Genomic DNA, 19,795 nt, shown 5'->3' with positions numbered 1-19,795 from the left:
CCCGAACAAAGCCGAATCTGCCACAAGGCTCGTCACAACGTTCCCAGTCAAGCCATCGCATGCCTAAGATTGCAGGTGACGCATGGCGCGGGATGCGCGCCCGTGGCCGAAGAGGACCGAATGACCGACCAACCCCGCGCCGTGGGCGCGCCTGTGGGATCGTATGACGAAATCGCGCAGGACCTGCAGCAATTGCGCTTCGTCGCGGGCGACGTTTCCTATGCCGAGATCGTTCGACGCATTGCCGCCCACCGGGAACGCAGGGGCGTGGACGCCGGCAATGCCCGTCCCGCCCGCACCACCGTCTACGACGCCTTCCGGGCCGGACGGACGCGGGTCAACCCCCAGCTTGTCGGCGAAATCGCCCGCGTTCTCGGGGCCTCCGAAATCGAGGCCGCACAGTGGGAGGAACGGTGCCTTCTGGCCAGGAAGAACCCACCAGCGGCACCGGCCGTCGTGCCTGGATCGGGCCCGGTGGGCCCCCGGCCCGCGGTGGTCGAAACGGCGGCTCCGGCAAGAGGCCGAAAGTTTATGCTGATTTTGGCATGCATCGGATTGAACGTCTTGGGGTTCGCCATCGTGGCCACTTTGGGGCTGCCGCTCTATTTCGACATGGTGGGCACGGCGATAGCCGCGATCGCGCTTGGCCCGTGGGCGGGCGTGGCCGTGGGATTGTCAACCAACGCCATTGGCCTGGGCATCACCGACTCTTCATCGATTGCCTTCGCGCTGGTCAACATCGTTGGCGCCCTGGTGTGGGGATACGGGGCACGCCGTCTGCGGCTGTGCCGGACCTTCCCCAGGTACCTGTTGCTGAATGTCCTTGTCGCCCTCAGCTGTTCGGTGGTCGCAACCGCGTTGCTGGTCCTGCTGTTCAACGGCGGAACCGGCCACGCCTCGGAGACCACCACCCGGAACCTCGCGGAGATGGGCAACCCGCTGTCCGTGGCCGTCCTGGGGTCGAATGTGGTTCATTCGTTGGCCGACAAGCTGCTGACCGGCTTCATTGTCCTTGGTGCGCTGGGTGCCGTGCGTCGATGGATCGAGGTTCCGTTCTACGACACCCTGAGCGCCGACGTGATGCTCCATTTGAAGGCGGTCGGCAACCCCGTCCGCGGTGCCGGGCATGGTTCCCGTCCCTGGCCCGCCAACCTGGTGCTCCAGGCGTCGGAGCCCGGGGCCCGGAGGGGCGGCCCGAAACAGGTCGCCGATTCACCTTGAGCCGTCTCCCTGTCCGGAGCCCGTCCACCGGGCGGCATGCCGGCCCTGGGCGCGCCCGGCAAGAACTCCTGCACGGTTGATCCCGGCCAGGTCCACCATCCTGTCGGCGATCCCCGACAGGGCGGCGGTATCGTGCGAGGCAATGAGCACCGCGGCCCCGGCCGCGGCACGATCGGACAGCACCCGCAGGATTGCGGCGGTGGACCCGGCGTCGAGCTGGGCCGTGGGTTCGTCGCAGACCAACACGTCAGGGTCCAACGCCAGGGCGCGGGCCACCAGGGCCCGCTGGAGCTGGCCGTCCGAGACCTGATGCGGGTAGCGGTGCAGGAGCGCCGGATCCAGCTGCGCCAGCTCGGCCAGCTCGGCCAGGCGCCCGGCATGGCGCCGCGGATGCGGACGCCAGGAACCCTCGCGAAAGGCCAGCGGAGCACAAATCAGGGCATCGAGGCGCATCCGGGGATCGGCTGCGGCGCGCGGGGACTGCAGCACCACTCCCACGGATCGGCGAACCTCCCGCGGTACCCGGGCGCCGGGGGCAAAGCCCTGCCCGTTGATGAGCACGGTCCCCGCATCCGCGGTCACCATCAAGGCGGCAATGCGCAGCAGCGTCGACTTGCCGGCACCCGAGGGGGCGCAGAGTCCGGTGACTTCCCCCGCGCCCACGGCTAGGTCCAGCCCGTCAAGCAGCCTCCCGGCAGCCGGTTCGGTCCCGGGGTGCGTGTAGGAGACATCCCTCAGTTCCAGGCTCATGCCGGCGCCCCCAGCAGCACGCCGGTCTCCGGATGCGCCGGGTTGGCCAGCACCTCGGCGGCGGGGCCGGATTCGACGACCCGCCCGTCCCGGAGGACCGCCACGTGGTCGGCGATGCGGCGGGCCAGCTCGAGGTCGTGGGTGACCATGACGACGGTCGTGCCCGCCGCTGCCCGGGCCCGCAGAAGCTTTTCGATGAGGCCAACCGTTTCACCATCCAATGCGCTGGTCGGCTCGTCCACCAGCAGGATCCGTGGGCCCACGGCAACGCCCAGCGCCAGGGCCACCCGCTGTGCCTGTCCGCCGGAAAGCTCGTGGGGGTGGCGTTGCGCCAGCGAGCCGTCGACGGCCGCCGCCTCGAGCGCCGCCAAGACCTCGGCGGGGGAACAGGGCCGCCCTGAAGCCTTGAGTGTTTGCCGCATCTGCGCGGCAACACTGCGCACGGGGTTCAGCGCGGTGCCGGAGGATCCCGGCACCAGGACGGTGTCGGCGCCCCGCGCGGCGGCCAGCCCGGCCGCATCCAGTGCCTGCGCGTTGAGCGCGATGTTTCCCGTGAACCGGGCACCGGCCGGCAGCAGCCCAACCAGGGTCCGCAGCAGCAGGGACTTGCCCGCCCCCGAGGCCCCCAGGATGACATTGATGCACCCCGCCTCGGCCCGGTAATCGATCCCCTTGAGCACCAGCGAGGTTTCCTGCGGGTCGGTGGTTGAGGGGAGCCGGACGTCCAGTCCGGAAACCAGGATCGCCGGACCGCCGGGAGCATGGTCCGAGGCAGCGCGGCTGGCCGCAGCGGGCGGGGTTGCGGCCGGCTTTGCCCCGGAACCTCGTCCGCGGAACCGGGACAGCCGGCGGCGGCGCCTGGACATCCCCGCGGTGTCGATCATCGAAGCGGTGCACCAGCTGACCAGTACCAGCAGCCCGGCGGGGAACACCAGCTGCCACCAGGCCCCGGCCAGCAGCCCCCCGCGGGCATCCTCCAGCAGCAGGCCCAGCGATGCGGATTCGGGCGGAAGCCCCACGCCCAGGAAGGAGAGCGAGCTTTCATGCCATATGGCATGGGGCAGCTGCAGCACCAGCGCGATGGCGGCCTGCGGTGCAACCGCGGGAACCAGGTGGGTGCACCAGATGGCGGCGGTCGAGGCGCCCGAGGCCCGGGCCAGCTGCACGTAGTCGGCCGTGCGCTCGGCCAGCAACCGCGAGCGCACGATCCGTGCCACCTGCGTCCAGTGGGTCAACGCAATGGACAGCACGATGGCCCACCATTGCCCACGCCACAGGGCCACGATGACCACCGCCAGCAGCAGGTGCGGCAGGGCGTTGGTGGTGTCCACCAGGCGCATGGCAATGCGGTCGACGATCCCCCCGCGCCAGGCGGCCAGCAGCCCCACGCCCACACCGAGCACCGTGGAGAACACCGAGGCGCCCAGCGCCAGCAGCAGGGACATGCGCAGGCCCTGGGCCGCACGAATCCATACGTCCCGGCCCAATTGGTCGGTGCCGAAGAAATGCTCCCCGGAGGGGGCTTGCAGCACCGCGGAAAGGTCCACCGCGCGTGGATCCAGGGGTTGCAGCCACGGGACCAGCACGGCGTAGGCGAGGGCAAGCCCCAGCAGCACCAGGGGCAGGGGGCGGGGCCTAGACATCGCTCACCCGCGGATCAAGCAGCAGATAGCAGGCGTCGGCCAGCGCGGAGCCGGCAAAGACCGCCGCGCAGGTCAGCGCGGTCACCGCGGCCAGCAGCGGGAAGTCGCCGGCGGTCGCCGAGGACACCGTGGCCGAAGCCAGACCGGGCCAGGAGAACACCGCCTCGATGAGCAGCGCCCCGGTGACCAGTTCGCCCAGCCTGGAACCCACCACCGTCATGAACGGCAGCAACGCCACCGGAAGCACGTGGGTGCGCAGCACCGTGAACTCGGCCAGCCCGCGGCCGCACGCGGCCAGCACCGCATCGGATTCCAGCGCCTCGAGCAGCGATGCCCGCAGGTTCAGCACCAGCCACGGCAGCAGGGTCACCGCCAGCACGCCCACGGGCAGCACCAGGTGCAGGGCAAGGCCCGCGGGCGTGGGGTCGGCCCCGCCCGATGCGGCGCCGCCGGCCGGCATGCCCAGGCCGATCGCAAAGACGGCGATGGCCACCAAGCCCAGGACGAAGGGCGGGATCGCCTGGGCAATGTGCACCAGGCCCAGGGCCACGGCCTCAACCAGGGAGCCCGGGCGCCGGGCTGCGCCCACCGCCAGCAGAACCGAGAGCACAAGGGCGACCAGAAGCCCGAGCCCCACCAGCAACGCGGTGTAGGGGAGGCGTTCGGAAACCACGTCGACCACCGGCTGGCCAAAGAGCCGCGAGGTTCCCCATTCCCCGTGCAGGGCGCCGGATGCCCAGCGCCCCCAGATCGCGTACCAGGCGTCGTTGAGCCCCAGCTCGGCAGCCAGCTGCGCGCGCGCCTCCGGGGTCGCGTGCTCGTATTGCGTGCCCATGTACAGGGCCAGGGGGTTGAAGGGGGCCAGGGACGCGAGCCAGAAGACCGCCGCGGTGATCGCCGCCGTGGCAGGGACCCCGACCAGCGCCCGGCGTCCGAGCAGGGAGAATGCCTCGCCGGCACGCGAGCGGCGCCGTTGGGTGCCCGCCGGCGGGCAGGGCGTGCTCATTGCTTCGGGACCCATTGGCCGATCTTGACCCACGGGCCCCATGCGGTGCCGTGGTCGTGGGGTTCGAGCAGCGTCCCGGTGCCGGCCCAGGCCTCGGAGACGGAGGTGCGCTGGATGTAGGTGTGGTCGATGAACGCGAGCAGGACCATCGAGGGCTCGGTGACGTAGAGGCGCGCCACCTCGCGGTACGCGGCGGCCCGCTTGGCTTCATCCAGGGTGGTGCGCCCGGTTTCCAGGGCCCGGTCCATGGCCGGATCGGCGAACCTGCTCGGGTTGTCGTAGTAGGCGCCGGTGGCCGGGTAGGAGGAATGCAGCATCTTGTACAGCTGGGTGTCCACGTCGTAGGGGGTGTCGCCGCCGCCGAGCATGATCGCGTCGGTGCCCGCCCGCGGCTCGGCCGTCTCGAAGGTCGCCGCCTCGACAGGAACGTCGATGCCCAGCTGCTTCATCTGGGCGGAGAAGGCCAGGGACAGGTCCCGGCGCAGTACGTCCCCGGGGTTGTACATGAGCGTGAACGCGGCCGGGATCCCGTCCTTGGCCCGCATGGAATCGTCCCCGAGGACCCAGCCGGCCTCGTCCAGCAGCTGTGTGGCGCGTTGCGGGTCGTGGGCAAAGACGGCCGCGGGGTCGAACGCGTCCCCGTACTCGGCCGGGACGAAGGTGTGTGCCGGGCGCCCGGCGCCGGCCAGCACCCCGTCGACCAGCGCCTGCCGGTCCACCGCAAGGTTCAGTGCCAGGCGCACCTTGGGGTCGGAAGTCAGCGGGTTGCCGGCAGGAAGGGAAAGTCCGCGCCAGTCCGCGGAGGTGGCCGTTACCTGTTCGAATTCGGGGTTGGCCGCGAAGGTGGCCGCCAGTCGCGGGGGCAGGACGGTTCCGTCGAATTCGCCGGCCAGCATGCGCTGGGCCCGGGCGTTGTCATCGGGTGCGGCCTCATAGATGACGCGCTTGAGCGCGGCCTCCCCGTCGCGGTATTCCGGGTTGGCCACCAGGACCAGGCGAGAGGGCCCGATCGAATCCACCACGTAGGGGCCGGTGCCCACCGGTTCGCGGTTCAGGGACGATTCCTCGACCCGTTGGCCGGGTGCGATGGCCTCGGACGGGGCAACGCCGATGAGCATGGCCGTCTTGAAGGAGACCTGGGATTCGCGCAGCGTGAATTCGACGGTGTGCGGGTCCAGGGCCTTGACGTCCAAGACGTTGGAAAGCGTGCCGAAGATCGGCGAGGCGCTCGCCGGATCCATGATGGCCTCGTAGCTTGCCACGACATCCGCGGCATCAAAGGTGGTTCCGTCGCTGAACCGGGCATCCTGGCGCAGCGGAACCGTCCACGTGCGCGCATCGGCGGAAACAGTTGGTTCACCCGCTGCCAGCAGGGGCGTGATTTGCGGCAAGCGGTCGGATGATCCCGTGAGGGTGTAGAGGGATTCGTTGATCTTGCCCGTGCCGTTGTTGTCGAATCCGGCCAGCGGGTTAAGCGTCTCGGGAAGGGCTGCGGTGAGCAGGGCCAGCGAGGGCTGGGCGGGCTCTGCCCCGCCGGACCCGGGCGCTGCGGGCGCGCAACCGGTGCCGACCAATAGGATGGAGGCAAGAAAGGCCAGCGTCGTCAGGCGTTGTGGATTGCGCACGTTCGGGTTTAGGCCTTTCATCCAGGTCGCCGGCGGACAAACGGGATGCGGCAACGCCCCTACTGTACATCTGTCCGGACAGACAGATGAAGGGTTCGGGGAATGGGTCCGGTGAGCTTGGGCACCAGCCCGCAACGAAGGGAAGGAGAGGACCGCATGCCGGAATCGGAACACAGCAAGATCGGGGCGGACGCGGTGGCCGCCTCGGAGCCAAACATGCCCGACTGGATCGACGTCTTTGCCCTGGTTGCGGATGCCACGCGGATGAAGATCCTCATCGCCATGCATGCCGCCCCGGATTCCTCGGTCAGCCAGCTGGCCGCCGCCACGGCACTTGGCGCCAACACCGTCACCCAGGCACTGGCCACCTTGCACAAGGCGGGCGTGGTGAGCGTGCGCGCCGACGGCCGCTACCGCCGCTGGACCCTGACCCACCCCGATGTCCACCGGCTGCTGCACCAGATGCAGGCGCCGCATTCGGAATTGCACCCCGAGCACCCGCAGCACTGACGGGGAATCTCCCAACGGGCATTTTGGCACGCCAACGCCTGGAGCCGGGGTAACACGTACGCTGGAGCTCGTGACCACCAAGCAACCGTCTTCATCGCTGCCGGTTCCCTTCCGCTGGCTGTGGGCCGGTGCGGCGACCAGCAACCTCGGCGACGGCATGCTGTTGGCCGCGGGACCCCTGCTGGTCACCACCATCACCCGCGACCCGCTGGCCGTGGCCCTCGCACCCTTCGCGCAGCAGATCCCCTGGGTGCTTTTCGGGCTGCTCGCGGGTGCCGTGGTGGACCGGGTGGACCGGCGCAAGCTCATGATCGTGGTCAACCTCCTGCGGATGCTGGTGATCATTTCATTGGCCTCCATCATCTTCTCCGGGGCGCTGGGCCTGCCGGTGCTCTACGGATGCCTGTTCCTGCTGGGCACCGCGGAGGCCTTTGCCGACAACGCATCCACCTCGCTGATCCCCACGCTGGTGCCCAGCGCCCAGCTGGGGCTGGCCAACTCGCGGCTCTTTGGCACCATCACCGTGACCAACCAACTGGCCGGCCCGCCGCTGGGAGCCATGCTCTTCGCGATTTCCCACTCGCTTCCCTACGCGGGATTTGCCGCGCTGCTGGCCCTGGCCGTGGTGCTCTACTCCAAGGTGGCCCTCCCGCTGCCGGCACGCGGAACCGCCGGTGCGCCGGGCAGCTCGATGTTGCTGGAGGTCCGTGAGGGACTCGGCTGGATGCGCAGGCACTTTGCCGTGCGCACCCTGGCGATCCTGATCACCTGCTTCAATGTCACCTTCGGGGCAACATTCGCGATGCTGGTGCTCTATGCGACGGACCAGCTGGCACTTGGTGACATCGGCTACGGACTGCTGATGAGCGCGAGCGCCGTGGGCGGCATCATTGGATCCCTGCTCTTCCCGTGGTTGGAACGCAGGTTCAGCTACGCCACCTTGCTGCGCACCGGACTGGTCCTGGAAACCGTCACCCATCTGGCCCTGGTGCTCACCCACCAGGCATGGCTGGCCATGGCCATCCTGTTCCTCTTTGGCATCCACGCACTGGTCTGGGGCTCGGTCTCCTCCACGGTGCGCCAGCGGGCGGTGCCCGATCGGCTGCGCGGCCGGATCAACTCGGTGTACATGCTTGGCAGCATCGGCGGCATCGCCACCGGTTCCCTGCTCGGCGGCGTGCTGGGCCAGGTGCTCAGCTACCGGGCGCCGTTCTGGTTCGGGTTCTTCGGCTCGTTCATCATCCTGCTGTTGGTCTGGAAATCCATGACCCACATTGCGACCGCCGGCAGCCACGGGGAAGAAGACCAGGCAACGCCACCCCAAATGCCTTGACCGGCGATTCCCGCGTGGAAGAGTTGGGGAGGTGGTGCCGAAGGAATGCGGCAGGCAACCAGCAAAGGGGAAATGCGCAGTGCTTATCAGCAACGTGAGGCCATGGGGAAACGAAGCGGTGGACCTTGAAATCACCGACGGGGTGATCGGCTCCGTATCCCCGCACAACCCGCAGCCCCCGGCGGCCGGGGGTCTCGAGGGCCGCGGGCGGCTGGCACTTCCAGCGTTCTCCGACGTCCATGTGCACCTGGACTCGACCCGGATCGGGCTGCCCTTCCGCGAACACACCGGGGCCCCGGGGGTCTGGGGCATGATGCTCAACGACCGGCACAACTGGCGCAAGGCCGAGGTCCCGCTGCCCGAACGGGTCGCCGAAACCCTGCAACGCATGATTGCCCACGGCACCACCCGGGTGCGCAGCTATGCGCAGATCGATGTCGATTGCAAGCTTGAGAAGTTCGAGGCGGTGCTCGCCGCCAAGGAAAAATTCGCGGACTGCGCCGACGTGCAGATCATGGCGTTCCCGCAGGCCGGGCTGCTGCGCGAACCCGGCACCGTGCACTACCTGGAGGAGTCGTTGAAGCTCGGGGCCACGGTCATGGGAGGCATCGACCCGTGCCAGCTGGACCGGGACCCGGTGCGGCACCTGGACATCGTGTTCGGGCTGGCAGAGAAATACCAGGTGGACGTCGACATCCACCTGCACGAGCCCGGGCACCTGGCGCACTTCAGCACCGAACTGGTCATGGAACGCACCCGCGCCCTGGGCATGGAGGGCAGGGTGACGCTCTCGCACGCCTACGAGCTGGGGAACGTCTCGGAGGCTGCCACCGCACGGGTCATCGAGCAGATGGGCGCCCTGGACATCTCCTGGGCCACGGTTGCCCCGGCCACCTCGGGCAAGCAATTCAACCTTGCGGCCATGACCGTAGCCGGCATCAGGGTGGGGCTCGGCGAGGACGGGCAACGCGACTACTGGAGCCCCTACGGGGACTGCGACCTGCTCTCGCGCACCTGGCAGCTGGCCTTCACCCACGGGTTGCGGCAGGACGAAATGATCGAACACGCCGCGGCCATTGCCACGTGGGGCGGGGCAGGGATCATGGACCGGAGCCTGGGCCGGTTGCGCTCGACCAGCGACCGTCCGGGACTGGCTGTCGGGGACCGGGCGGACATCGTGTTGCTTGCGGGGGAGACGGTTACCAGCGCCGTCATGGACCGCGGCGCCGACCGCACCGTCATCCATGACGGCCGGGTCGTGGCGGACCAGCTGGAGATGCTCTAGGAGGACCTGATCCTTGATGGAGAGCGGCAGTACCCCATGCGGGGCACTGCCGCTTCTGGTGCCGGGGTGCTGCCTAGTGTTCGTGCGGTCCCGAGGCCGGGCCCGCGTGGTGGGTGTCGCGCCCCTCTCGAAGCTCGGCCAGGATGTCTGCCACCGAATCGTGCTCAAGGTCCGGGCGGAACGGGAACGAAGCCACGTCGCCGGGCTTGGTGATCCCGGTGTGCACCAGGATGGTCAGCAGCCCGGCCTCCATCCCGGCAATGATGTCGGTGTCCATGCGGTCCCCGATCATTGCGGTGGTCTCCGAATGCGCGTCGATCCGGTTCAGGGCCGAGCGGAACATCATCGGGTTCGGCTTGCCCACCACATACGGGTCGCGGCCCGTGGCCTGGGTGATCAGTGCTGCCACCGATCCGGTGGCCGGAAGCAACCCCTCCGGCGAGGGGCCGGTGGCATCCGGGTTGGTGGTGATGAACCGGGCGCCCGCGGCAATCAGCCGGATGGCCTTGGTGATGGCCTCGAAGGAGTAGGTGCGGGTTTCGCCCAGCACCACGTACTCGGGCTCCTGGTCGGTGAGGATGAACCCGGCTTCGTGCAGCGCGGTGGTCAGCCCGGCTTCGCCGATCACGAAGGCGCGTCCGCCCGGGCGCTGGCGGCGCAGGAACTCCGCGGTGGCCATGGCCGAGGTCCAGATGTTCGCCTCGGGGACATCGAGCCCGGAGGACAGCAGCCGGGCGCGCAGGTCGCGCGGGGTGTAGATGGAGTTGTTGGTCAGCACCAGGAAGCGCTTGCCGGTGGAGACCCAATGCTCGATCATGTCTGCGGCACCGTCGATGGCCTGGTTCTCGTGGACCAGCACCCCGTCCATGTCCGTGAGCCAGCATTCAATGTCGTGGACGTTGCGTGGTTCATGCGTTGGCACGAGTGGGTGTTCCTTTCAAGAGACAACCTGCTGAGAACCAGTCTTTCAGGTTCCGCGGCCGTGGGCGGGGATTGCGGAGGCTATAACCAATTGTTCTTCTTGAAAATGGCAAAGAGGCTCACGGCCAGTGCCAGCATCAGCCCGATCGCTGCCGGATAGCCAAAGCTGAATTCCAGTTCCGGCATGTGCTTGAAGTTCATGCCGTAGATTCCCGTGACCAGGCTCGGGGCGAAAATGATCGCTGCCCATGAGGAAATCTTCTTCATCTGCTCGTTCTGCGCCAGACCGGCCTCGGTGGCCCGCTGCGAGGCCAGGGTCGAGGACAGCGACAGGGCATTGGTCAGCAGGGCCCGGAAGGAGGTGATGCGCTCGGTGAGCCGGATCGCATGGTCCTGGACGTCGATGAGCTTGCGGTCAAGTTCCAGGGCGTCTTCCTCGGAGATGTCGCTGAGCCGGAAGTCCCTGCGCAAGCGGGCCAGCACGTCGTCCAGCGGTGCCAGCGCGCGCTGGAATTCGATGACTTCCCGGGACAGTTCGTAGATCCGCCGCGAGACGTGGGAGGTCCCGGAGAACAGCTGGTCCTCGATCTCATCGATGTCGTTGCTCAGTCCGGCAAACACCGGCTCGTATTCGTCAACGACCTGGTCAAGGACCGCGTAGAGGACCGCTGCCGGACCAATGCCCAGCAGCCCCGGCTCATCCTCGAGCCGCTGGCGCACTTGGGCCAGCTTGGGCGACTCGGCATGGCGGACGGTGACCACGAAGTCGACCCCGACATAGACGTGCAACTCCCCGAACTCGACCTTTTCGGACTCGTCGATGTAACGGGCCGGGCGCAAGACCACGAAGAGGTGGTCGCCGTAGTGCTCCAGCTTGGGGCGCTGGTGGCCGGAGAGGGTGTCTTCCACTGCCAGCTCGTGCAGGCCAAGCTCCGCGGCAACCTCCTGCATTTCGTCCATGTCGGGACGGTAGAGCCCGAGCCAGGCCATGCCGCCGCACTCCTTCATGGACTCGAACGTGGAGCTGAGATCCGGCGGATGGATCACGCGCTTGCCCGAAACGTAAATCGCATTGTCAATGATGGGCATGGATCCTCCTTGCTTGCCGGGCCGGGGATTCCCGGCGGACCAAAAGTGCCTTAGGCCAGTTTGCCATCAACCGGCCGGGTGCGGGCGCGGCGCTCCGGAAGCGCAGCGCAGCACCCGGGATCCGGCGTGGAGGGATTGGCGACTACCCTTAAGAGGTGACTTCCGCCCTTGAAACCCCCGCACCAGAGCCCACCGAGTACGATCCCGTCCATGAGGAGCGCCCCGAGGTGGGCGTTGGCCCGTGGGAGGGCGAGCTGCCTTCCGGTGACCACTTCGATGCCGAGCTGCTGGAAACCGGGGACCGGCGCAACGTGGCGGACAAGTACCGCTACTGGAGCATGGAGGCGATCGTCGCGGACCTGGACGCGCGCCGCCACGACTTCCACATCGCCATCGAGAACTGGCAGCACGACATGAACATCGGCACAGTCGTGCGCACCGCCAACGCATTCCTGGCCAAGGAAGTGCATATCATCGGACGCCGGCGCTGGAACAAGCGCGGGGCGATGGTCACCGACCGCTACCAGCACGTGCGTCACCACCCCACGGTCGAGGACTTCGTTGTCTGGGCCAAGGGAGAAGGCCTGGCGATCATCGGGATCGACATCTTCCCGGATTCCCAGAAGCTGGAAACCTACGAGCTGCCGCGCAATTGCGTGCTGGTCTTCGGCCAGGAAGGCCCGGGCCTGAGCGAGGAAGTCCACCAAAGCGCCGAAGCCACCCTGTCGATCGAGCAATTCGGCTCCACCCGCTCCATCAATGCCGCCTCGGCCGCCGGGATAGCCATGCATGCGTGGATCCGTCGGCACGTTTTCGACCAGTCGGTCTAACCTCGGGTAGTCGTTTGTCTAGAAAGCCAAACGTTTAGCGAATATCCCTTCACTCACCGCCCCGGGTGCGTTAGCGTGAACCTTGGGCGTTCGATCCAGTGCAACGGTCCGGTGAAACCACCGGCACCCAGGCTTCGGGGAACGACCAAAGGTACGCGCCGGCAACGGCCAAGGTCTTGAGTCGGTGAACGGAGCCATCCGCTGGTGAAAAAGCACCAAGTCAACCACCCGCTCCCGCTGCCCGCGCGGCGCGAACTGCGCACCAAGCCGAAAAACCCCAAGGCCGCGGCCCTGGGGATCGCGGTTCTCGCGACACTTGCTCTGTCGGTTTCCCCCGCCCTTGACGGGCGCCAGATCCACGCCATGCCCGTGGCCGCCTCCACTCTTCAGGTGGAGGCTGCATTCTTCAGCCAGCCGGTCGAGGTCGGGCTCTTCGGCGGAGTCGACGCGATCCGCTGGGAATCGGAAAACATCACCAGCGCCGCTGCCGGTGTCAAGGTCGCAGACGCCTCCGGCCCCGGTGCCCTGCAGGGCCCCTCCGGGGCGTCCGCCCAACTCGTGGGTCAAAACGTGGGCCCGCTCGGTGTGCTTCCCGCGGGAATCCAGTTGATCCACCCGGTCTCATCCCGGCACATCACCAGCCCGTACGGCTGGCGGAACAACCCAACCGGGGCCGGCACCCAGATCCACATCGGCCAGGACTACGCCATTGCCTGCGGGTCGCCGGTGTATGCCAGCGCGGACGGAACCGTCATCCAGTCGGCCTGGGCGGGACACTCGGGCATGCGCGTGACCATCGACCACGGGTCCTCGGTGCGCACCGGCTACAGCCACAACTCGACACTCATTGCCAAGGTCGGTGACGTGGTCAATCAAGGCCAGCTGATCGCCCTGAGCGGGACCACCGGAAACTCGACCGGGTGCCATGTGCACTTCGAGGTCATCATCAACGGACGCTGGAACGATCCACGCAACTTCCTGCCGCTGATTCCCGGCCAACCCAACCCGATGGTCGATTCACGCAGGACCACCATCGCGGCCGAACCCATCCGAAATACCGGGGAACCGCGGAGCGAAAGCGAGAACGGCCACGACATCGATGTACCGATACCGGAGCCGACCAAGCCCGCACCATCGACCAAGGCCCCCGAGAACGGAGCGGCGTCGCCGAAGCCGAGCGAAGAGCCCAAGCCAAGCGAAACGACCAAACCCGGCAGGACCCCCACTCCCAAGCCGACATCGGACACATCCCCGGAACCCTCGGCCACGCCAACTCCCGACGCGAGCCCGGCACCAACCCCGACGCCGGAGCCCAGCGAAGAAACAACTCCTCCGCCCAGCTCATCCCCGACCAACGCGACACCGACTGATTCACCGTCTGGCGAACTGACCGGTTCACCGTCCAGCGCATCTACTGGGTCCCAATCCTCCATGCCGACCACGTCTGCGACCAGTGCACCGACCGGGTCCGCAAGCACGTTGTCCGATCCGGGACTCGGGGCTCCGAGCACGAAATCCTCAAGCGGCACAGGGACTACCGGTGACGAAACAGCTGCGACGCTGTCGTCGTCCCCGACCACAACCCAACCCTCGTAGTCATTCCACGCCACCCGCATCGAAGAAGCCGGTCCCTGCGGGCAGACGGATTTCCGCACCCCGGGGCCCGCTGCGGAATCATCGATGAAGTGACGGGCGCTCCCACACAGGGCAGTAGCTTTTAGGTCTGCGCAGGGAGTGGTGAGCCCGTCGTGGCATCGCACGCGAACAAGAAACAAGCCCGTCCAAGCCCGTATCGGCGCCTTTTCCGCATTCCTTCCAGGACGGGAAAATTGGGCACGGTGAAATCAATTGGGGATCTTGCGGAATGAACCCTTTATTCCTTGCCACTCGTGCGTTACGGTGATGCCTAAGTGTTCAGTTACTTGGGGTGACACGGACAACTCGCTGGTCTCGGCCAGGCCACCTCCTTCATTTGGCTGCGCAAAAACTTCATGGTGACTCAACAGGGGGTTGTTACCGATGAAAAAACATCAGGTCAATAGGGGTCCCGTGCCGGGCAGAGCCGGCCGTTCAAAGAACAAGATCCCGCAAATTTCAGCCTTGGGGCTGGCCGTGGCTGCGGCCGTGGCGATGTCGGGAGCGCCCGGCTTGGGACTATCCGCGGACCAAATCGCATCGCAACCCGTCCAAGCACCGAACTACGAAGCCGCGGCCTACGTGCAGCCGGTCAGGGTCTCATTGCTCAGCGGCGTAGACGCGATCGCGTGGCAGACGCTGGGAATCACCAGCACCGCCTCAGGGATCGGCAGCGACGGGGAACCGGCCGGTGCCTTCCCTGCTTTCCAAGCTCATTCCGGCTCCGGTTTGGGGGCTGCAGCGCAGCCCAATGCCGCCGGCTTCATGGTTGGCCAGAACGTAGGAGTGCTTGGGGCGCTTCCCGGAAACATCCAACTCATGCACCCGGTGACATCTCGGCACATCACCAGCCCGTACGGGTGGCGACACAACCCGACCGGCGCAGGCACGCAGATCCACATCGGCCAGGACTACGCCGTTCCGTGCGGGTCGCCGGTGTATGCATCCGCCGACGGCGTGGTGATCCAGTCGGCCTGGGCCGGGCATTCCGGAATGCGCGTGACCATCGACCACGGGTCCTCCGTGCGCACCGGCTACAGCCACAACTCCCGGCTCATCGCCAAGGTGGGCGACATCGTCAAGCAGGGGCAGCTCATCGCGTTGAGCGGTACCACGGGGAACTCCACGGGTTGCCACGTGCACTTCGAGGTCATCATCAATGGGCGCTGGAACGATCCACGGAACTTCCTGCCTCCGATCTCGGGCCAGCCCAATCCCATGATTGATTCGCGCGGCACCACCATCGCTGCCGAACCGATCCGCAACACCGGGGCTCCCCGCTCATCCGAGGGAGGTGCGGCGGACTTCCCGACACGCTGGGCCTCGGCACCGCGCCCGCAAGACCCAAGTCCGGCGCCAATCAGGCACCGGGCACCGGTCGCTGCACCGAATGCTGAGCCACCGGCAAAACACAAGCCGGAAGCAAAGCCGAAGCCTGCGCCGCATGTGAAGCCGACACCTGACACCAAGCCTGCACCGACCACCCAGGCTCCGGCCCCTCAGCCGAAGCCTGCGCCGCATGTGAAACCGACGCCTGACACCAAGCCTGCACCGACCACCCAGGCTCCGGCACCTCAGCCGAAGCCGAAGCCGGAAACCACGCCGGCTCCAACCACGCCGGCACCCGAGTCGCCGACCGCCGAGGCCCCGGAAACGACCGCCCCGCTGCCCGAGGTGAACGAGGTTCCGACGCTTGAGGTCCCGCTTCCGGGAACTGAGACCGAGGAACCCTCGACAGGACCAACAGGCGGGGCAACTGCACCGAAGGCCGAAGGCACAGTGCCGGAGGTGGAATCCGAACCGAAGACGTCCACTCCCAAGGACGACGGGACCACCTCGGAATCAGCCGAAATCGAACCGGCGAAGAAGGAATCCGACCAGGAAGCCCCCGCGGTCCAGAAGGCGCCAGCCGTCGAACAGCCGCCGGTGAAGCCCGCAGCGGAACCCGAGGCCAAGACGGTCGCCGCTCCGGCGCCCAAGAAGGCAGAGGCTCCGGCTCCGGTCAAGAAGGTGGCCACACCGGCACCCAAGCCGGTCGCCGCGCCGAAGGCCCCGGTCGAAGCTGTCAAGGCCGCACCCGTGGCCAAGCCGAAGCCCGTGGCACCCAAGGCACCGGTTGCCCCGGTGAAGAAGGTCGCCGCACCGGCACCGGCCCCCGCAAAGGCCGACGCAGTCAAGCCCAAGGCCCCGGAACCCGTGGCCAAGCCTGCAGCCGAAAGCGCAGCCGACGCGCTCGCCGACACAGGAGGTGAAGCGGCCGCCGACAAGTGAATCGCATGCCAGGGGCGCCGTGAACCGGCGCCCTTGGCATGTCACCCTCCGGGCCGGTACGTCATCCCGTGAGCGATCCAGCACACAAGTAGCTAGGATGGAGGTAGCCAACGAGGTCTACTCCCCACACATTCCTTATCTACATAGGAGTCAGTATGCCCATCGCAACCCCGGAACAGTACAACGCCATGATTGATTCTGCGAAGGCCGGCGGCTACGCCTTCCCCGCAGTCAACGTGACGTCGTCGCAGACCCTGAACGCCGCCATCCGCGGCTTCGCCGAGGCCGAATCCGACGGAATCATCCAGGTGTCCACCGGCGGTGCAGCCTACTGGTCGGGTTCCTCGGTGAAGAACATGGTCACCGGCTCCCTGGCTTTTGCCGCCTTCGCACGCGAAGTGGCCAAGAGCTACGGCGTGAACATTGCCCTGCACACCGACCACTGCCCGGCCGACAAGCTCGAGGACTTCGTGCTGCCGCTGCTGGCCGCATCCGAGGCCGAGGTCGCCGCCGGACGCAACCCGTTCTTCAACTCCCACATGTGGGACGGCTCCGCCGAAACCCTTGAAGAGAACCTGCGCATCGCCGCGGAACTGCTGCCGCGCACCACCGCCGCCAAGCAGATCCTCGAGGTCGAGATCGGGGCCGTCGGAGGCGAGGAAGACGGCGTGGAAAACGCCATCAACGACAAGCTCTACTCCACCGTCGAAGACGCCCTGGCCACCGTTGCCGCACTGGGCTCCGGCGAGCAGGGCCGCTACATCACCGCGCTGACCTTCGGCAACGTGCACGGCATCTACAAGCCGGGCAACGTCAAGCTGCGCCCCGAGCTGCTCAAGGACATCCAGGAAAAGGTCGGCGCCAAGATCGGCAAGGCCAACCCGTTCGACCTGGTCTTCCACGGCGGCTCCGGCTCCTCGGCCAAGGAAATTTCCGACGCCGTCTCCTACGGCGTCATCAAGATGAACATCGACACCGACACCCAGTATGCCTTCACCCGCCCGGTCGCTGGACACATGTTCTCCAACTACGACGGCGTGCTGAAGGTCGACGGCGAGGTCGGCAACAAGAAGGCCTACGATCCGCGCGTCTGGGGTGCCAAGGCCGAAGAGTCCATGGCCGCCCGCATCGTGGAGGCCGCGCAGCAGCTCGGCTCCGCCGGAAAGGCCCTGAAATAACCATGGCCGATCTTGGAGCAAACCTGCTGGGCATCCCCGCAACGCTGTTGCCGGAGGAAACCGAGGTCAACGCGCGGCTTGGGGCCGGAGACGAAGCCGTGGACATCGCCGCGGCCTTCCCGGCATCCTCGACCGGCTGGGCGCTGCTGGCCAACGAGGCGCACGCCGAGGGCCGTATCGTCGAGTCCTACGCCTACGCCCGCGTGGGCTACCACCGCGGACTGGACGCCCTGCGCAAGGCCGGCTGGCGCGGCCAAGGCCCGGTGCCGTGGACGCATGAGCCCAACCGCGGATTCCTACGTTCGCTCTACGCGCTGCAGCGTGCCGCCGCGGCCATCGGCGAGGCCGAGGAAGTCGACCGCATCGGCCGCTTCCTCAACGACTCCGATCCGCTGGCCGTAGCCGCGCTCGAAGCCGAGTAGTCCCGCAGCCCCCTGCGGGGCCCCGGGCAGCAATTGTTCGTGCCGACCTTGTGGTCCGGCACGAACAATTGCTGCTTAACCAAGGAGCAAGCAACGAAACATGGCAAACGTGCAGCCCGGTGACGCGCTCGGCGCCTCCTACCGCTTCGTCGAACCCCTCGGCTCCGGCGCCGTCGGCGAGGTGTGGCGGGTCAGTGCGCCCTCGGGCGGGACCGACCTCGCGGCCAAGGTGCTGCGCCCGGAACACGCGCACGACCCGGCCCTGGTGGAACGCTTCGTGAAGGAACGCTCGGTGTTGCTGGGGCTGCGGCACCCTAACATCGTCATGGTCCGGGATCTGGTCGTCGAGGGCGATCGGTTAGCCATCCTCATGGACCTGGTGCCCGGTGGCTCGCTGCGCGATCTGCTGCTGGAACACCGCACGCTGCCCGCGGCGGACGCCCTGGTGCTCTGCGCCGAGGTGCTTGACGCGCTCGCGTACGCGCACACCCGAAACACCGCGCACCGGGACATCAAGCCCGACAACGTGCTGCTGGCCGAACCATGGACCCCGGGGCTCGCCAACGCGGTGCGCGTCTCGGACTTCGGCATCGCCGCGGTCATGCGCGAGCGGGCCAGGCACACCACCGGCCTGGTCGGCACCCCCGCCTACATGCCGCCCGAACTGCTCAGCTCCGGCGAGGTCGGGCCTGCCGCAGACCTCTACGCCACCGGGATCATGCTCTACGAGCTGCTGGCCGGACGGACCCCGTTCGCCGGGACCGGCACCGACTTCACCCTTGCCTACCGCCACGTGACCACGATGCCGCCGCGCCTTCCGGTACCCGACGAATTATGGGAGGCGCTCGAGGCGCTGCTCGGCAAGGACCCGCACCGACGGCCCGGCGCGCCCGAGGCCGCCGCATGGCTGCGCCGGTTGGCCGCCCGCCACGCCGACCTGCCGCAGTTGCCGGTGGCCGAGGAACCCGGGGAGTTCGAGCCGATGCAGCGCCCGGCGACGGTGCTGCGCGGGGCGGGTTTGCAGCCAGAGCCCAGCTCCGCACCGGGCACCGGCCTGCCCGCCTCCGCGCTTCCGGAGCTCGGACCGGCCGCCGGGCACACCGTGATCCGCTCCATCTCCCGGCCCGTGGAATTCCCCGGCGTCGATGCTGCACCCGCCGCCTCACGCACCGCACGCCGGCCCCCGGCGTGGCTGGGCGGGAAGGCCACCATGTGGATCGCAGCCGGGCTCATGGCGGCCGTCGCGATCACTGTCGGCGCCCTGGCGCTGGCCACACCGAAGGCCCCGGCCGCGGCACCGGTGGCCGATTCCTCCGCGAACCAGCAGGACGCCCCGCTGCCCTCCGGGCTGTCGATCGGCCGCAGTGCCCGTTATGACGCCCAGGCCCGCGAGGTCTCGCTGGAGATCACCTACACGGCGCAGAAGGCGCCGCTGTCCGGGCCCTTCCTCGAGGTGCTTCCCGGTGCCTCCGCCGCAGCTTCCTGCCCGCCGGCGCGCTGGGAAAAGTCCGGGGCGACCCGCAACCAACCGAGCCTGACCGGCATCGACGCACCCTGCGGCTGGAGCCTTGCCGGGGTCGGCATCCCGGCCAAGGGCAGCATCCAGTTGCGCGCAACGATCCCCGTGGAACTATCCGACGGGAACGCCCTGGAACTATGGCTCAAGGGCGCTGCCGCGGCCACCACCGCGGCGGTCTCGGATCCCGCGGCGGCCGGCCCCGCATACCCGGTGCAGCGCCTGCGCGACATCCTGGTCACCACTTCGGCGCGCACCGTGAGCCAGACGGCCTTGCCTGTCACCCTGGTGCCGGTGTGGCCCGGGGGCGAGGACCTGCTGAACCCGCTGTACACCTCCCCGTCCACTGGCAAGGCCTCGGCGATGCTCGCCGCTGTCGCCGGGGGAGAGGAAGGGGTGCGCTTCTCCGACGGCTGCTCCGGCTCCCTGGCGGTTTCCGCCGACGGGCTGGTGGTCACCGCGCTGACGGTCTCCCCGAGCTGCATCCTGCGGGCCGGGGTCGGGAACTTCACCGACCTGGCCAGCGAACCGTTTTCCATCACCACCCGCGACTGACCCGG

At 67.9% G+C, this 19,795-nt stretch carries 16 protein-coding genes; 10 read left to right on the top strand and 6 right to left on the bottom strand.

Features of this window, described 5'->3' with window-relative positions; genetic code table 11:
• Nucleotides 1–120 precede the first annotated feature (120 nt).
• Nucleotides 121–1,221, top strand: coding sequence for an ECF transporter S component (locus DQ353_RS11215; protein ID WP_113762842.1), 1,101 nt, complete (start codon nt 121–123; stop codon nt 1,219–1,221).
• Here DQ353_RS11215 and DQ353_RS11210 read toward each other — a convergent pair.
• Genes DQ353_RS11210 through DQ353_RS11195 form a run of 4 tightly spaced genes read right to left on the bottom strand, consistent with a single transcriptional unit; the run spans nt 1,213 to nt 6,245 of the window.
• Nucleotides 1,213–1,971, bottom strand: coding sequence for an ABC transporter ATP-binding protein (locus tag DQ353_RS11210; protein WP_113762841.1), 759 nt, complete (start codon nt 1,969–1,971; stop codon nt 1,213–1,215). The two genes, DQ353_RS11215 and DQ353_RS11210, sit on opposite strands and share 9 nt — an antisense overlap.
• Nucleotides 1,968–3,614 (bottom strand): ABC transporter permease subunit, encoded by a 1,647-nt coding sequence (locus DQ353_RS11205; RefSeq protein WP_113762840.1) that lies wholly within the window; start codon nt 3,612–3,614, stop codon nt 1,968–1,970. The genes DQ353_RS11210 and DQ353_RS11205 overlap by 4 nt, the downstream gene beginning before the upstream one ends.
• Nucleotides 3,607–4,635, bottom strand: a complete 1,029-nt coding sequence (locus tag DQ353_RS11200; protein WP_286166769.1) for an ABC transporter permease — start codon at nt 4,633–4,635, stop codon at nt 3,607–3,609. Before DQ353_RS11200 ends, DQ353_RS11205 begins: the two co-directional genes overlap by 8 nt.
• Nucleotides 4,617–6,245: an ABC transporter substrate-binding protein gene (locus DQ353_RS11195; RefSeq protein WP_286166768.1), complete on the bottom strand. Its 1,629-nt coding sequence runs from the start codon at nt 6,243–6,245 to the stop codon at nt 4,617–4,619. Before DQ353_RS11195 ends, DQ353_RS11200 begins: the two co-directional genes overlap by 19 nt.
• A gap of 156 nt (nt 6,246–6,401) precedes the next feature.
• On the opposite strand from DQ353_RS11195, the gene DQ353_RS11190 reads away from it, so the two are divergent.
• The 3 genes from DQ353_RS11190 to DQ353_RS11180 all read left to right on the top strand — a co-directional run bounded on the left by DQ353_RS11190 (nt 6,402) and on the right by DQ353_RS11180 (nt 9,373).
• Nucleotides 6,402–6,755 (top strand): ArsR/SmtB family transcription factor, encoded by a 354-nt coding sequence (locus DQ353_RS11190; RefSeq protein ID WP_113762837.1) that lies wholly within the window; start codon nt 6,402–6,404, stop codon nt 6,753–6,755.
• Between the two features lie 70 nt (nt 6,756–6,825).
• Entirely contained in the window at nt 6,826–8,088 is a 1,263-nt protein-coding gene (locus DQ353_RS11185) for an MFS transporter (protein ID WP_181578348.1), read from the top strand.
• A gap of 79 nt (nt 8,089–8,167) precedes the next feature.
• Nucleotides 8,168–9,373, top strand: coding sequence for an amidohydrolase family protein (locus DQ353_RS11180; protein WP_113762835.1), 1,206 nt, complete (start codon nt 8,168–8,170; stop codon nt 9,371–9,373).
• Between the two features lie 73 nt (nt 9,374–9,446).
• On the opposite strand, the gene DQ353_RS11175 is transcribed toward DQ353_RS11180, so the two are convergent.
• Together DQ353_RS11175 and corA are read right to left on the bottom strand one after the other, a co-directional pair.
• Nucleotides 9,447–10,241 carry an HAD-IIA family hydrolase gene (locus DQ353_RS11175; protein ID WP_113762914.1) on the bottom strand — a complete coding sequence of 265 codons (795 nt, stop codon included), beginning with the start codon at nt 10,239–10,241 and terminating at the stop codon, nt 9,447–9,449.
• 134 nt (nt 10,242–10,375) lie between these two features.
• On the bottom strand, nt 10,376–11,383 hold the full coding sequence (corA, locus tag DQ353_RS11170) for a magnesium/cobalt transporter CorA (RefSeq protein WP_113762834.1): 1,008 nt from the start codon (nt 11,381–11,383) through the stop codon (nt 10,376–10,378).
• A gap of 155 nt (nt 11,384–11,538) precedes the next feature.
• Between corA and DQ353_RS11165 the strand changes: the two genes are divergently transcribed.
• The 6 genes from DQ353_RS11165 (at nt 11,539) to DQ353_RS11140 (ending at nt 19,790) form a co-directional block, all read left to right on the top strand.
• Entirely contained in the window at nt 11,539–12,213 is a 675-nt protein-coding gene (locus tag DQ353_RS11165) for a TrmH family RNA methyltransferase (RefSeq protein WP_502696395.1), read from the top strand.
• A 204-nt stretch (nt 12,214–12,417) separates the two neighbouring features.
• Complete coding sequence (locus tag DQ353_RS11160) at nt 12,418–13,809, top strand: M23 family metallopeptidase (protein ID WP_113762833.1); 1,392 nt, start codon at nt 12,418–12,420, stop codon at nt 13,807–13,809.
• A gap of 552 nt (nt 13,810–14,361) precedes the next feature.
• Entirely contained in the window at nt 14,362–16,119 is a 1,758-nt protein-coding gene (locus DQ353_RS11155; RefSeq protein WP_181578347.1) for a M23 family metallopeptidase, read from the top strand.
• Between the two features lie 155 nt (nt 16,120–16,274).
• Nucleotides 16,275–17,297, top strand: coding sequence for a class II fructose-bisphosphate aldolase (gene fbaA / locus DQ353_RS11150; RefSeq protein ID WP_113762831.1), 1,023 nt, complete (start codon nt 16,275–16,277; stop codon nt 17,295–17,297).
• 2 nt (nt 17,298–17,299) lie between these two features.
• The gene (locus tag DQ353_RS11145) at nt 17,300–17,719 is read left to right on the top strand and encodes a DUF3151 domain-containing protein (RefSeq protein WP_113762830.1); all 420 of its coding nucleotides are present in this window, start codon (nt 17,300–17,302) and stop codon (nt 17,717–17,719) included.
• Nucleotides 17,720–17,819: 100 nt separating this feature from the next.
• Entirely contained in the window at nt 17,820–19,790 is a 1,971-nt protein-coding gene (locus DQ353_RS11140; protein ID WP_113762829.1) for a serine/threonine-protein kinase, read from the top strand.
• Nucleotides 19,791–19,795: the final 5 nt, after the last annotated feature.

The sequence above is a fragment of the Arthrobacter sp. AQ5-05 genome (assembly GCF_003287975.1).
Lineage (GTDB): Bacteria > Actinomycetota > Actinomycetes > Actinomycetales > Micrococcaceae > Paeniglutamicibacter.
Note: the sequence above shows the minus strand (reverse complement) of the source record. Positions and strands in the feature narration are given on the sequence as shown.